Source organism: Buttiauxella brennerae ATCC 51605 (assembly GCF_001654925.1).
Lineage (GTDB): Bacteria > Pseudomonadota > Gammaproteobacteria > Enterobacterales > Enterobacteriaceae > Buttiauxella > Buttiauxella brennerae.
Genome location: NZ_LXER01000006.1, coordinates 1 through 12,940, shown reverse-complemented (window position 1 = coordinate 12,940; position 12,940 = coordinate 1). Strand labels below are relative to the sequence as shown.

Annotated in this window: 12 protein-coding genes, 1 tRNA gene and 1 pseudogene; 5 read left to right on the top strand and 9 right to left on the bottom strand. The window is 49.0% G+C overall.

Annotation, left to right across the window (positions count from 1 at the left end; translation table 11 throughout):
• Nucleotides 1-10 precede the first annotated feature (10 nt).
• Together puuE and hpxA are read right to left on the bottom strand one after the other, a co-directional pair.
• Nucleotides 11-967: an allantoinase PuuE gene (puuE, locus tag M975_RS01295; protein ID WP_064516464.1), complete on the bottom strand. Its 957-nt coding sequence runs from the start codon at nt 965-967 to the stop codon at nt 11-13.
• 31 nt (nt 968-998) lie between these two features.
• The gene (hpxA, locus tag M975_RS01290) at nt 999-1,736 is read right to left on the bottom strand and encodes an allantoin racemase (RefSeq protein WP_064556887.1); all 738 of its coding nucleotides are present in this window, start codon (nt 1,734-1,736) and stop codon (nt 999-1,001) included.
• Nucleotides 1,737-1,981: 245 nt separating this feature from the next.
• On the opposite strand from hpxA, the gene M975_RS01285 reads away from it, so the two are divergent.
• Entirely contained in the window at nt 1,982-3,475 is a 1,494-nt protein-coding gene (locus M975_RS01285; protein WP_064556885.1) for an NCS1 family nucleobase:cation symporter-1, read from the top strand.
• A gap of 44 nt (nt 3,476-3,519) precedes the next feature.
• Here M975_RS01285 and M975_RS01280 read toward each other — a convergent pair.
• Together M975_RS01280 and dnaQ are read right to left on the bottom strand one after the other, a co-directional pair.
• Nucleotides 3,520-3,596 (bottom strand) — tRNA-Asp (locus tag M975_RS01280).
• Nucleotides 3,597-3,729: 133 nt separating this feature from the next.
• Nucleotides 3,730-4,461 carry a DNA polymerase III subunit epsilon gene (dnaQ, locus tag M975_RS01275; protein ID WP_064556884.1) on the bottom strand — a complete coding sequence of 244 codons (732 nt, stop codon included), beginning with the start codon at nt 4,459-4,461 and terminating at the stop codon, nt 3,730-3,732.
• On the opposite strand from dnaQ, the gene rnhA reads away from it, so the two are divergent.
• On the top strand, nt 4,415-4,990 hold the full coding sequence (gene rnhA, locus M975_RS01270; RefSeq protein ID WP_167350515.1) for a ribonuclease HI: 576 nt from the start codon (nt 4,415-4,417) through the stop codon (nt 4,988-4,990). The genes dnaQ and rnhA overlap by 47 nt on opposite strands.
• Here rnhA and M975_RS01265 read toward each other — a convergent pair.
• On the bottom strand, nt 4,938-5,705 hold the full coding sequence (locus M975_RS01265) for a class I SAM-dependent methyltransferase (protein ID WP_074388300.1): 768 nt from the start codon (nt 5,703-5,705) through the stop codon (nt 4,938-4,940). The two genes, rnhA and M975_RS01265, sit on opposite strands and share 53 nt — an antisense overlap.
• Before the next feature lie 35 nt (nt 5,706-5,740).
• Here M975_RS01265 and gloB point away from each other — a divergent pair, with 35 nt between their 5' ends.
• Nucleotides 5,741-6,496, top strand: coding sequence for a hydroxyacylglutathione hydrolase (gene gloB, locus M975_RS01260; protein WP_064556879.1), 756 nt, complete (start codon nt 5,741-5,743; stop codon nt 6,494-6,496).
• Nucleotides 6,497-6,566: 70 nt separating this feature from the next.
• Nucleotides 6,567-7,925, top strand: coding sequence for a murein transglycosylase D (gene mltD / locus M975_RS01255; RefSeq protein WP_064556877.1), 1,359 nt, complete (start codon nt 6,567-6,569; stop codon nt 7,923-7,925).
• Between the two features lie 62 nt (nt 7,926-7,987).
• On the opposite strand, the gene M975_RS01250 is transcribed toward mltD, so the two are convergent.
• The 3 genes from M975_RS01250 to M975_RS01240 form a co-directional block, all read right to left on the bottom strand.
• A complete protein-coding gene (locus tag M975_RS01250; protein ID WP_064556876.1) occupies nt 7,988-8,755 on the bottom strand; it encodes a class I SAM-dependent methyltransferase in 768 nt (255 codons plus the stop codon).
• 70 nt (nt 8,756-8,825) lie between these two features.
• Nucleotides 8,826-9,626, bottom strand: coding sequence for an endonuclease/exonuclease/phosphatase family protein (locus tag M975_RS01245; RefSeq protein ID WP_064557635.1), 801 nt, complete (start codon nt 9,624-9,626; stop codon nt 8,826-8,828).
• A 150-nt stretch (nt 9,627-9,776) separates the two neighbouring features.
• On the bottom strand, nt 9,777-10,952 hold the full coding sequence (locus M975_RS01240) for an MFS transporter (protein WP_064556874.1): 1,176 nt from the start codon (nt 10,950-10,952) through the stop codon (nt 9,777-9,779).
• Nucleotides 10,953-11,056: 104 nt separating this feature from the next.
• Here M975_RS01240 and yafC point away from each other — a divergent pair.
• Nucleotides 11,057-11,970: pseudogene (yafC, locus tag M975_RS01235) on the top strand (DNA-binding transcriptional regulator YafC).
• Here the strand turns inward: yafC and dkgB are convergent.
• Entirely contained in the window at nt 11,967-12,770 is an 804-nt protein-coding gene (gene dkgB, locus M975_RS01230) for a 2,5-didehydrogluconate reductase DkgB (protein ID WP_064556871.1), read from the bottom strand. The pseudogene yafC and the gene dkgB sit on opposite strands and share 4 nt — an antisense overlap.
• Between the last annotated feature and the right edge of the window lie 170 nt (nt 12,771-12,940).

Below are 12,940 nucleotides of genomic sequence, written 5' to 3'. Positions count from 1 at the left end.
TATTCACTATCTATTCACTAAACGGATGCGTCTTCGCCCAGTGCTCGGCAATTTCCTGACGACGGCAAATCCACACATCATCATGCTGCTGCACGTAATCGAGAAAACGCTGCAACGCTCTGAAACGACCCGGCCGCCCAAGTAAACGGCAGTGCATACCGATAGACATCATTTTCGGCGCCGTTTCCCCCTCTTCGTACAACACATCAAAACTGTCTTTCAGATAGGTGTAAAACTGCTCGGCGGTATTGAAACCTTGCGCAGTCGCAAAGCGCATATCGTTAGCATCCAGCGTGTAAGGCACCACCAGATGCGGTTTTATCGAGCCATCGCTACAGGTGACTTTGCTCCAGAATGGCAAGTCATCGCCGTAATAATCGCTGTCATAAAGGAAGCTGCCATTTTCTGCCACCAGCCTGCGCGTGTTCGGACTATCGCGGCCGGTGTACCAACCGAGCGGTTTGCTGCCGAACAAATCTTCAAGGATTTCGATGGCTTGGTGCATATGCTGGCGCTCAGTTGCCTCATCCAGATTTTGATAGTGGATCCAGCGCCAGCCGTGGCTTACCACGTCGTAATCTGCCGCTTTTATCGCGTCAACAATTTCAGGGTTACGCGCCAGTGCCATTGCTACGCCAAATACCGTCATGGTCAGGCCGCGTTTTTGGAACTCATTATGGATGCGCCAGAACCCGGCACGAGAACCGTATTCATAGAGCGAATCCATCGACATATGGCGATCGGGGAAACTTGCAGCACCGATAATATCGGAAAGGAATTGTTCCGAGCCACTGTCACCGTGCAGAACGTGGTTTTCACCGCCCTCTTCAAAATTGAGAACGAACTGCACAGCAACGCGGGCATTATTCGGCCACTGCGCATGGGGTGGCTTACCCGCATAACCTTTCATGTCACGCGGGTAATTTTCAGTGAAGTGATAGTTTTTAGTTTTCGGTACTTCATTCATGGTTCGGTTCCTTATGAGCCGAGCCAGAACATCAACTCAGCATGTCAAAACAGCCGGATAACGGCTTTTTATTCGGATACGCAAGGTCGCCGTGTTTACTGGTTCCAAGCCCAAGCGCGATGAGGGACTCCACCATTTTCACCGCAGCAGTGACGCCATCAATCACGGGAATGCCGAGTTCAGCGGTCAGTTCCTGGGCAAGATTTGCCATCCCGCCACAACCGAGCACAATCGCTCCGCTGTTATCTTCTTTCATGGCTTGTATACAACGCTCGCGTACCTTCATCTGAGCAAGACCCGTGCCATCTTCCAGGGCCAGCACCGGTAAATCGATCGCATGCAGTGCGGCGCAGTGGTGCTCGAACCCATACTGGCGTAATAAATGACGCGCGATGATTACGGTGCGCGGTAACGTGGTGACGATAGAAAAGCGTGTCGCCACCAGAGTCGCGACGTGCATAGCGGCCTCTGCAATGCCAACCACCGGGCCGCTGGCGAGTTCACGCGCGGCCAGTAAACCGGGATCACCAAAACACGCGATGACATGGCCACTCACGCCCTGCTCTTTACCCAGTTTGATTTGCTCAAGCACACCGATAGCCGCGACCGCTTCATCAAAATGCCCTTCTATAGATTCCACACCCTGTGTTGGGCAGACCGCGATGATTTCGCTGGAAGGTGCAGCGACACTGCGTGCCGCTTGCGCGATGGTGTGCGTCATCGCCACGTTAGTATTTGGGTTGATCACCTGAATCAAATGTTTCGTCATGCTCATTCCTTTTGGTTTACTCCCCGATGGTCAGCACCATTTCCGGGCATAAAAATGTTTTTCTGCACTATCAGTGCACAACTCATACACGATGCAATAGCGCATAGAGCCTCAATATACGCCGATAGCGCTCTTAAATGCCTCTGCATTCTGCCTGCTTGCTGAAAAATAAAACCTGGCCCGGTTCATGCAACAAAGGTTTCATACAATCCGTCAGCATCTGTTTTTATTAGGGAGCAGATATCATGCCAAGCACTGAACACAACACGACTACGATGACAGATAGTGCCAACTCAGGGTACAGCCCACGCCTGTGTAATGAGGATCTGGCACCCACGCGTAACCAGACATGGTCCTGGTACAATATTTTTTCATTCTGGATGTCCGATGTGCACAGCATGGGCGGCTATGTGGTCGCTGCCAGCTTCTTCACACTGGGGTTGGCAAGCTGGCAGGTTTTACTTTGCTTGCTGGTAGGGATTTGTATTGTGCAACTGTGTGCGAACCTGGTCGCGAAACCGAGCCAGATGGCAGGCGTACCTTATGCGGTGATTTGCCGCCAGGCATTTGGTGTATTTGGTGCCAATATTCCGGCCGTGATTCGTGGGTTAATCGCCTTCGCCTGGTACGGTATCCAGACTTATCTGGCGGCAAATGCTTTGATGCTGGTTATGTTGAAATTCTGGCCGTCGCTTGCACCAATGACCACCGGGCATTTCCTCGGGCTATCGCATCTCGGTTGGGTTTGCTTTGGCATTATGTGGGTGCTCCAGGCGATGGTGTTCTGGCACGGCATGAATGCTATCAAACGATTTATTGATATCGCAGGGCCGGCGGTGTACATCGTGATGATGGCGTTGGCGGGCTGGATTTTGTATCAAACCGGTTTTGATGGAATTTCGTTTACGCTGGCCAGCAAACAACTCTCTTCTGGTGAGCAGGCCTGGCAGATGCTGACCGCAACCGCGCTGGTGGTTTCATACTTCTCCGGTCCATTGCTGAACTTCGGTGACTTCTCACGCTACGGCAAAAGTATGCAAGAGATCCGTCGTGGTAACCGCTGGGGTCTGCCGTTTAACTTCCTGCTGTTCTCCATCGTGACCGTGGTGATTGTCTCCGGCACACAATCACTGTTTGGCCGCATGATCACCGACCCTATCGAAACGGTCAGCCATGTGGGCAACAGCCTCGCGATGGCAATCGGTTTACTGACCATGATTACCGCCACTATCGGTATTAATATCGTGGCGAACTTCGTATCACCTGCTTTCGACTTCTCAAACTGCTCACCGCAAAAAATCAGCTTCCGTACCGGGGGGATGATTGCAGCCGTGGGTTCTGTTCTGCTGACACCGTGGAACCTGTTCCAGTCACCCGAGCTTATCCACTACACGCTGGATGTGCTGGGGGCGTTCATTGGGCCGCTGTTCGGTATCCTGCTGACTGATTTCTACATCATTAAACGCAGCAAAATTTATGTCGATGACCTGTTCGATGACACGCCAAAAGGCCGTTACTGGTACAAAAGTGGTTTTAACCCAAAAGCGATTCTCGCGCTGCTGCCTTCGGTTGCGGTTGGTTTAATCATCAGCTTTATCCCCTCGTTACACGAAGTGGCGAACTTTAGCTGGTTTATCGGCGCATTCATGAGTGCAGGCTGTTACCGCTGGCTGGCACGGGCAGACAAAGTGAGTGACGCTGTGGGATACAATGGGCAAGTGGTTGTTTCGAAGGAATAAAACGACGAAAGCCTGAATCATTTCTGATTCAGGCTTTCTGATTGTGGCGGAACGGACGGGACTCGAACCCGCGACCCCCTGCGTGACAGGCAGGTATTCTAACCGACTGAACTACCGCTCCGCGTTTGTTCCCCGTCGGGAACGAGGCAGATAATACGTATAGGGCTCATAAGCGTCAACGGTTTTTGTTATAAATTTAACTGTTTGCCGTTAATTTCACCCAAGCGGTGTTTTTTAATACATTACTGCTGTTTTTATATACGCCAAAGGCAACTGCCGCCCTTCTTTTCCACCAGGTCGAGTCGCGATTCATGCGCTTCCCGTTCTGCATCACTGGCACGAATGACACGTATACCGGAGCTACGGCGCACAACTCGCTGAATCCCATTGTCTCCGTTACGCTGCTGGACATCACCTTCCATCGCAAACTTCAGAGAAGTTTGCCCGCCCGTCATCATTAAATAGACGTCGGCAAGAATTTGGGCATCGAGCAATGCGCCGTGCAACGTTCGTTTGCTGTTATCTATTTCATAGCGAGAGCAAAGCGCATCAAGGCTGTTACGCTTGCCCGGGAACATTTTACGCGCGAGTGCGAGGCTGTCGGTAACTTTGCAGAAGGTATTGGTTTTGGGGATATCGCGTTTAAGTTTGCTGAACTCATAGTCCATAAACCCGATATCAAACGACGCGTTGTGGATGACAAGTTCTGCGCCGCGAATGTAATCCATAAACGAATCAGCAACCTGGTCGAAGGTTGGTTTATCTGCCAGAAACTCATCAGCAATTCCATGCACGCCAAACGCTTCCGGGTCCACCAGCCGGTCAGGCTTTAAATAAACATGGAAGTTATTACCCGTCAGGCGGCGGTTGATGACTTCAACCGCACCGATTTCGATAATACGGTGCCCTTCATAGTGCGCACCGATTTGGTTCATACCGGTGGTTTCTGTATCGAGGACGATCTGTCGTGTAATTGCTGTGCTCATAGCGCTCGTTTATGTCAGACTTGGTTTTTTAATCACAGGAAGTCTACCAGAGATGCGCAAACAGGTAGAAATTTTCACCGATGGCTCTTGCCTTGGTAACCCGGGGCCGGGTGGATACGGTGCTATTTTACGCTATAAACAGCACGAAAAAATTTTTAGTGTTGGCTTTCGTTTAACCACAAATAATCGCATGGAAATGATGGCGGCAATCGTTGCACTTGAGGCGTTGGTCGAGCCTTGCGACGTGGTACTTAGCACCGACAGCCAGTATGTTCGCCAGGGTATTACCCAATGGATCCATAACTGGAAAAAGCGTGGCTGGAAAACTGCCGATAAAAAACCCGTCAAGAATGTCGATTTATGGAAGCGACTGGATGCCGCATTGAGCGAGCACAAAATCAGTTGGGAGTGGGTGAAAGGCCATGCCGGTCACCCTGAGAACGAACGCTGTGACGAACTTGCGCGTATTGCCGCTTCTAATCCAACTCTTGAGGACGTTGGGTATCAGCCAGATGTGACGAAACCTTAGGCGTTTCCCGAAACTGCCTTGTCGCACCAACCGCGGATCGAATCTGCGTTTGCGCTTTTCGGCTTTTCATTGGGTTGAGCGTAAGGGGCAATGTCCGCTTACGCGCCACAATGACATGCATACATCCCAACGCAGGAAGATGGGTACTGAGCATTTTCCCACCTTGCTTGCTCCAGGGTAAAACCTGGAAACTGCGTTGGTGCATCACTTCAAAATTCAGCAATGCCAGCCAATCGAACATCCTCATCGGCGTAAACATTCGGCAACGATATGGCGCACGTTTGCGGATAAATGGTACGACTTTGCCTAAACCTAATAAACTCATCGGGTTGAAACTGCTGATAATTAGCCAGCCATCGTCAATGAGTACCCGATCAACTTCACGCAATAACCCATGCGGATCCTGGCACCAAGGTAAAGTATGAGCCAACATACATGCATCAACTGACTTCCCAGCAAAGGGTAAATGAAGCGGATCTGCATTAACCTGCAGGCCATCACCTTGTATCGCAACATTAACCTGGTGTGAAATAGCACAAGCTTCAGTATTAATTTCAGTGCTTAAGTTCCCTATCTTCAGCAGATGGAAACCAAACATTTTGGCGAGCCATGGCTGGAGTTGGCTTTCCAGAGCCTCACGGTAGTACTCGCCCCAGGGCAGTTCTCCCCAATGATGAGGCGAAATGAAATTTTCAGGTATCCTTGCCGGTTTCATCACTACCTACTTAGCGCAATTCAGAGAGGTGAATTATGAATCTTAACAGTATTTCCGCATTCCAGGATAACTACATCTGGGTTCTGAATAATGACCAAGGTAAATGCATCATCGTCGACCCAGGTGAAGCGCAGCCCGTACTAAAAGCGCTGGAAGAGAACCAATGGCAGCCTGAGGCCATTTTACTGACTCACCATCACAACGACCATGTTGGCGGCGTAAAAGAACTTCTCAAAAAGTATCCAGGCCTTGTGGTATACGGTCCCGAGGAGACACAAGATAAGGGAACGAACCGGGTAGTTAAAGACGGCGATCTGGTCAATATTTTGGAGTATGAATTTACTGTAATTGCCACACCGGGTCACACTTTAGGACATATCTGTTTCTACAGCCCCCCTTATCTTTTTTGCGGAGATACGATGTTTTCCGGTGGCTGCGGCAGGCTTTTTGAAGGCACTTCAAATGATATGTTTGATTCTTTTCAAATACTTAACATGCTACCCAATGATACGTTAATTTGTTGTGCACATGAGTACACTCTTTCAAACATGAAGTTTTCCTTATCTATCCTTCCGGACGATAAAGAAATAAACCGATACTGTCGAAAAGTTAATGAGTTACGTGCAAAAAACCAATCAACATTGCCGAGTTCTTTGGCAAATGAGCGCAAAATAAATTTATTCCTTAGAACGGATGATGTTGATTTAATAGATAAAATTAACAAAGAAACAAACTTGCAACAACCACGGCAAATTTTCGCCTGGTTACGGACAAAGAAGGATAGTTTCTAAATTTTTGGTTGTGTTGTTTTAAAGTGAAAGGTATTCTTGCTCGTCTTTTAAGCAACCATTTGACACACACATGAAGGCAAAAGCGATATTACTCGCCTCTGTCCTGCTTGTGGGGTGCCAGGCGTCAAGACATGACGGCAACATCCAACAGCACGCACAGAGTCTGTCTGCAGCTGGTCAAGGTGAAGCAGGAAAGTACACAGGTACGCGATGGATGGACGATGGGACATACCTCGCACAGAACCAAAACTTGTGGAACTTCATTGGCGACGAGCTAAAGATGGGGATACCGGAGAATACCCGGATCCGCGAACAGAAACAGAAGTACCTGAAGAATAAGAGCTATCTCCACGATGTAACATTACGGGCAGAGCCGTATATGTACTGGATTGCCGGGCAAGTTAAGAAACGCAACATGCCGATGGAACTAGTACTGCTACCCATAGTGGAGAGCGCTTTTGACCCCCACGCTACCTCTTCTGCGAATGCCGCTGGCATCTGGCAGATTGTACCGAGTACGGGTCGAAATTATGGTTTAAAACAGACCAAAGCATACGATGCACGTCGTGATGTAGTGGCTTCCACCACTGCCGCACTCGATATGATGCAGCGTCTGAACAAGATGTTTGACGGCGACTGGTTATTAACCGTGGCGGCGTACAACAGCGGCGAAGGTCGTGTACTGAAGGCAATGAAAGCGAATAAAGCTCGTGGCTTACCTACGGATTTTTGGTCGCTTTCACTGCCACGGGAAACCAAGATTTACGTACCAAAAATGCTGGCTTTGAGCGATATACTCAAGAACAGCCAAAAGTACGGTGTACGCTTGCCGACAACTGACGAAAGCCGTGCATTAGCGCGTGTAGAAGTTAGTGATCCGGTTGAGCTGACGCAAGTCGCCGAAATGGCGGGGATATCATTAAGTACGCTGAAAACGTTTAACGCGGGAGTGAAAACTTCAACGGTTGGCAAAAATCAGCAATATGTAATGGTACCTAAAAAACATGCGGCTAAGCTGAAAGCCTCTTTGGCTTCCGGTGAAATTGCAGCAGTGCAGCCAACGCTTGTCGCGGATAACCGTAGCAGCGCAGGTGGCAGTAAATCTTATCGTGTTCGCTCGGGTGATACCCTGTCGAGCATCGCTTCACGCTTAGGCGTTAGCTCTAAAGATTTGCAAAGCTGGAATGACATTCGCGGCGCACACATAAAAGTGGGTCAGACACTTAACGTCAAGAATGGCGATAAACGTTTGGCTAAAAACGATAGCATCACATACAAGGTGCGCAAAGGTGACTCTTTGTCGAGTATCGCGAAACGTCACGGTGTAAACATCAAAGATGTTCTGCGCTGGAACGACGATACAGACAACCTGAAACCAGGCGATCAGCTGACGTTATTTGTCAGCAACAACTCTACACCTGATGCATGATGGTTAATCGAAGAAAAAGGCACCTTTTAGGTGCCTTTTTTATGTCTGATGCCAGCACTGAACTACACTCGCTTTGCTTCCAGCATAATAATGTCACTGGTGAATGAACCATCGGCCTGCAATTCAAAGTAATGCTGCACTTCATCCGATGCGCTCTTTTGATAGATGCGAATAGCTTCAGCCAGCGCGGCTGGTGTTCTCATTCGGGCAATCCAGGTCGAGAACTCCAGATTCAACCGATCACATAACAGATTTTGCGAGATCAAACCTGCATCATTGAACAGGCTCAACCACTCACCGCTTGAATAATTGCGAACGTGCGAGGTATCACGCAGGGCTTCGACGGTTTGCAGCCAAATGTCCAGGACAGGATGCCCTGGGGACATCACATCCATAAAGATAACCACACCACCCGGTTTCAATACGCGTTTGACTTCACGCAGCGCCTTGCCAACGTCATGCCAGTGGTGCGCTGAATAGCGGCTAATCACAATATCAAATGAGCAGTCATCAAAGGGTAATGCCTCAGCATAACCACACTGAGTCGTGACATTGTTAATCCCGCGCGTTTGAGCCGCATCATTCACCACGGCCAGCATCTGTTCAGAGAGATCATAAGCCACAACCTCCTTCACTTGCGCAGAAGCAACAAAGCTTGCATGCCCTGCCCCGCATCCCATATCAAGCAGGCGGGCATGAGGGAATGCTGCCAGACGCTTGCTCAGGCGCTCTAAATCACGCCCTGCTGCATGCACAGCACTGGTCAGATAAGCGCTGGCTTGTGAGCCAAATTGTTGATCGACTTTGTCATGGTGAGATTGTGTTGTCATTGTATTGTCCTTGCAGATGATGATAAGTAAGGGCAGCACGTAGTCTGCCCAGTGGCAGACCTGACTAACCTTACAGCTCAGGTTTGCCGGGACGGAATTCGACTAGTAGGGGGTTATGATCGGACGCACGAGTCACTAAAACAGAGGCTTCTGTAACGTTTAAACCGCGGTAAAACACGAAATCGAGTGGGCGACCAAAAGCACGACGCCGATGATCATCGGTAAAACGGACTTCGCGCAGAGTCATCTCGCGAGCGAAGCGGTAAAGCGCGTTCATTCGTGAGCGGCTCCAGGCATTAAAATCCCCGGCCATGATAACTGGCCCGTTATGGTGACCAATTTGATCGCCTATCGGCCCAAGCTGCTTGCTGTAGACATCCACTCCCAGGCTGAAATTCACCGCATGAATATTAACGACCATTAACAGGCGGCCATCAGGCAGCGGGTAAACAGTCACTAATGCAGATTTCGACAGGCGTAAAATCGGCTCCCGCTCGCGTAATGGGCAGCAATATACGGGATGTGCAGCAGATAAGGTCATCACACCTGAGGGGTGCTGAGGCAGGACAAATGCAGGTACCTGATCAGCTGCCAGATAGTTACTGGTGGCAAACCTGACTAATTCTGGCGTGGTTTGCGCTTCCTGCAATAAGACCAAGTGGGCATCTTTACCAAAGTTTTGCAGCACTGAAAGCCATTCGGCCCGCTGTTGCTTGAAGATGTTCCAGACCAATACTTTTAAGGAGTTCTCACTCGGTAAGGGCTCTCCTGGCGGCAATGCCTGACCGATAGTTGCAAAGGATCCAGGAGGCAGAATGCGTTCTGCTGGCTGACCGGCAACATATCTCATGGCATAAGTATTTTTGCGCACTTTTTTACTAATGACCTCTGTAACCAAAGAAGCCTCCAAATCGAAGGCTGTCTTTCAGTTATAGGGACTTTAGTGCAGAGTTTCAACGACCAATTCAAACCATCGGTGAACAAGACCGTAAGTAATTGCTAACAGCCTTGCTGAACCGGGTTAGCCGATGACGACTTCACGGCGCGTATCAAGGCGTCCGCTTAAGCTAATCAGAAGCAGTGCGCCTGCCACAATAACGGCACCAATCCACGGAGTTTGTTCCAGGCCAAAGCTTTGTACCGTTTGACCACCAATGACCGAACCTAATGCGATTCCGACGTTAAATGCAGCGATATTCAGACCTGAGGCAACATCTACAGCATTTGGTGTGTATTCCTCAGCTTTCTGCACAACATAGACCTGTAAGCCCGGTACGTTGCCAAATGCGAAGATGCCCATAATTAATACTGTCACCAGGGCACCAATATGCGAACTCGCGGTGAACTGGAAGACCAGCAATAATGCGGCAAGTGCTGCAAAAATGAATTTTAACGCGGGTACTGCCCCATGACGGTCGGCAAGTTTCCCGCCCCAGATATTACCGATAGCCACAGAGACACCGTAGCCCAGCAAAATCCAGCTCACTGCCGCCGGTGAATAACCCGCAAGGTTTTGCATCATCGGAGCCAGGAAGGTAAATGCGGTAAACACACCGCCGTAGCCCAACGCTGTTATCGCATAAATGATCAATAAGCGTGGGTGAGTCATCACTTTAAGTTGATCTTTTAAACTGGCGACAGCACGGGTTGGAATATTCTTTGGTATCAGAATCGTGCTGCTTATTAAGGCAATAACACCGATAGCTGAAACGGCCAGGAACGTTTCACGCCATCCGAAATGCTGGCCAATGAACGTTCCTAGCGGAACTCCCGTCACCAGCGCCACAGTCAAACCACCAAACATAATGGCGATTGCAGAGGCCGCTTTCTCTTTTGGTACAAGGCTGGTTGCAATAGTCGAACCAATCGAGAAGAAAACACCGTGCGCAAGGCCGGTTAACAGCCGAGCCACAACCAGCGTTTCGTAGTTTGGCGAAAGCCACGCTAACAAATTCCCCGCGGTGAATAGCGCCATCAAGCCAATCAGCAACTGTTTACGAGGAAGTTTCCCTGTCAGAGCAGTCAACACAGGGGCGCCAACAGCCACGCCCAATGCATAAATTGAAACCAGCAGCCCAGCAGAAGGCAGTGAAATTGAAAGTTGATCAGCAATTGTTGGCACTAATCCAACAATGACAAACTCTGTAGTACCGATTGCGAATGCACTGATAGTCAGTGCCCATAGCGCCAGTGGCATGATTTACTCCGTAGCAGGTGTCTTTTGATGACACGGAGTATGGCAAGATGGTTAAATAACAAAAATATGCAAAATCTCAATACAATTTTGCTTCAGGAGCAATAATGAAAGCCACATCTGAAGAACTGGCAATTTTTGTCGCCGTTGTGGAAAGCGGAAGTTTTAGCCGTGCAGCAGATCAACTCGAGTTAGCGAATTCAGCAGTGAGCCGCTCGGTAAAGAAATTAGAGATGAAATTAGGTGTAACCCTGCTTAATCGTACAACACGGCAGCTGAGCCTGACGGAGGAAGGTGAACGTTATTTTCGCCGTGTGCAGCAGATTTTACAGGAGATGGCAGCTGCAGAAAATGAACTGATGGAAACGCGGCAGAGCCCGCGCGGTTTGCTGCGCATAGATGCTGCAACGCCCGTTATGCTTCATCTCTTAATGCCGCTGATTAAACCATTCCGTGAACGCTATCCAGAGGTGACGCTTTCACTCATCTCCTCAGAAACATTTATCAACCTGATTGAACGCAAAGTCGATGTGGCAATCCGCGTAGGTACTCTGACTGATTCAACACTCCGGGCCAGACCACTTTTTACCAGTCGCCGTAAGATCATCGCATCCCCTGAATATTTAGCGCTGCACGGTACACCGCAAAATGCTGAGGATCTTCAGGATCATATTTGTCTTGGTTTCTCTGAAACGGAGAGCCTGAATAAGTGGCCAGTTGCACAGGCCGACGGGCTGCGTTATGACATCATACCGGGAATAACATCGAACAGTGGAGAAACACTCAAGCAGCTTTGCCTCACCGGGAATGGCATCGCCTGTCTTTCTGACTATATGATTAATAAAGAAATTGCTGAAGGGACATTCGTCGAGTTGCTGGCAGACAAATTGTTGCCTGTAGAAATGCCATTTAGTGCAGTGTATTACAGCGATCGCGCCGTTAGCAGCCGCATTCGGGCGTTTATCGATTTTCTAAGTGAGCATGTTCAACAGCCCCCGCAGGGGCTGTGATGGAAAATTAATCCCAGTCTGGAGCCAAACCTTCAGGACTGACCAAACGATCATTGCAATCCAGAGCAGCAATAGCAGCCATATCTTCTTTATCAAGGGTGAGAGTCTGTGCGTGTAGGTTACTTTGCAGATTCTCACGTTTTGTAGAAGATGGAATAACCGCATAACCCAACTTGATGGCCCAGGCTAAAATGACCTGAGCCGGGGTTGCATTGTGTTTCTGGGCAATTCCACCAATAACCTCATCTTTCAGTGCCTTACCATAGGCAAGCGTCATATAAGAGGTCACGTGGATATCATGTTCACGGGCCCAATTAACCACTTTGCCGTTCTGCAGATAAGGTGAAAGCTCAATCTGGTTGGTCGCAATATGCTCGACACCGATAGCATCAACGGCCTGCTGCATAAGATCGATAGTGAAGTTAGAGACACCAATTTGGCGCGTCAGCCCTTCTTTTTTTGCTTCCAGTAAAGCCTGCATAAATTCAGCTACCGGCACCGCATCATTGGGTGATGGCCAGTGAATTAAGGTCAAATCAACATAATCTGTGCGTAATTTGCTCAAGCTTTCTTTCAGACTTGGGATTAATTTATCTTTGCTGAGGTTCTCAATCCAGATTTTTGTGGTGATAAACAGCTCATTACGAGCAACTCCGCTTTCTTCAATCGCCTGCCCTACAGCGGCTTCATTGTCATAAATCTGTGCGGTATCGACGGCCCGGTAGCCTAATTCAAGAGCTGTTTTTACAGATGCGATAACGATGTCGTCTTTTAAACGAAATGTGCCTAAACCAAATGCAGGAATTGTCATTTTTTATCTCACTAGAGGGTGTGTGCTTGTAATACGAGGATTATGAAGGGAATTATTTTGCTGAAAAAGGCAGGTAAATGCAGAAGATATTTGCGAAATACGCAACAATAGAGAAATATTTGGTAAATTTCAGACAGAAAAAAGCCCTGAGTCTAAAAGACTCAGGGCTT

Coding starts and splice junctions, on each gene's coding strand:
- M975_RS01240 (WP_064556874.1), bottom strand. CDS start 10,952: ATGCCACTGGCGCTATGGGCACTGACTATCAGTGCATTCGCAATCGGT.
- dkgB (WP_064556871.1), bottom strand. CDS start 12,770: ATGACAATTCCTGCATTTGGTTTAGGCACATTTCGTTTAAAAGACGAC.
- mltD (WP_064556877.1), top strand. CDS start 6,567: ATGAAGGCAAAAGCGATATTACTCGCCTCTGTCCTGCTTGTGGGGTGC.
- M975_RS01265 (WP_074388300.1), bottom strand. CDS start 5,705: ATGAAACCGGCAAGGATACCTGAAAATTTCATTTCGCCTCATCATTGG.
- hpxA (WP_064556887.1), bottom strand. CDS start 1,736: ATGACGAAACATTTGATTCAGGTGATCAACCCAAATACTAACGTGGCG.
- dnaQ (WP_064556884.1), bottom strand. CDS start 4,461: ATGAGCACAGCAATTACACGACAGATCGTCCTCGATACAGAAACCACC.
- M975_RS01285 (WP_064556885.1), top strand. CDS start 1,982: ATGCCAAGCACTGAACACAACACGACTACGATGACAGATAGTGCCAAC.
- M975_RS01250 (WP_064556876.1), bottom strand. CDS start 8,755: ATGACAACACAATCTCACCATGACAAAGTCGATCAACAATTTGGCTCA.
- puuE (WP_064516464.1), bottom strand. CDS start 967: ATGAATGAAGTACCGAAAACTAAAAACTATCACTTCACTGAAAATTAC.
- gloB (WP_064556879.1), top strand. CDS start 5,741: ATGAATCTTAACAGTATTTCCGCATTCCAGGATAACTACATCTGGGTT.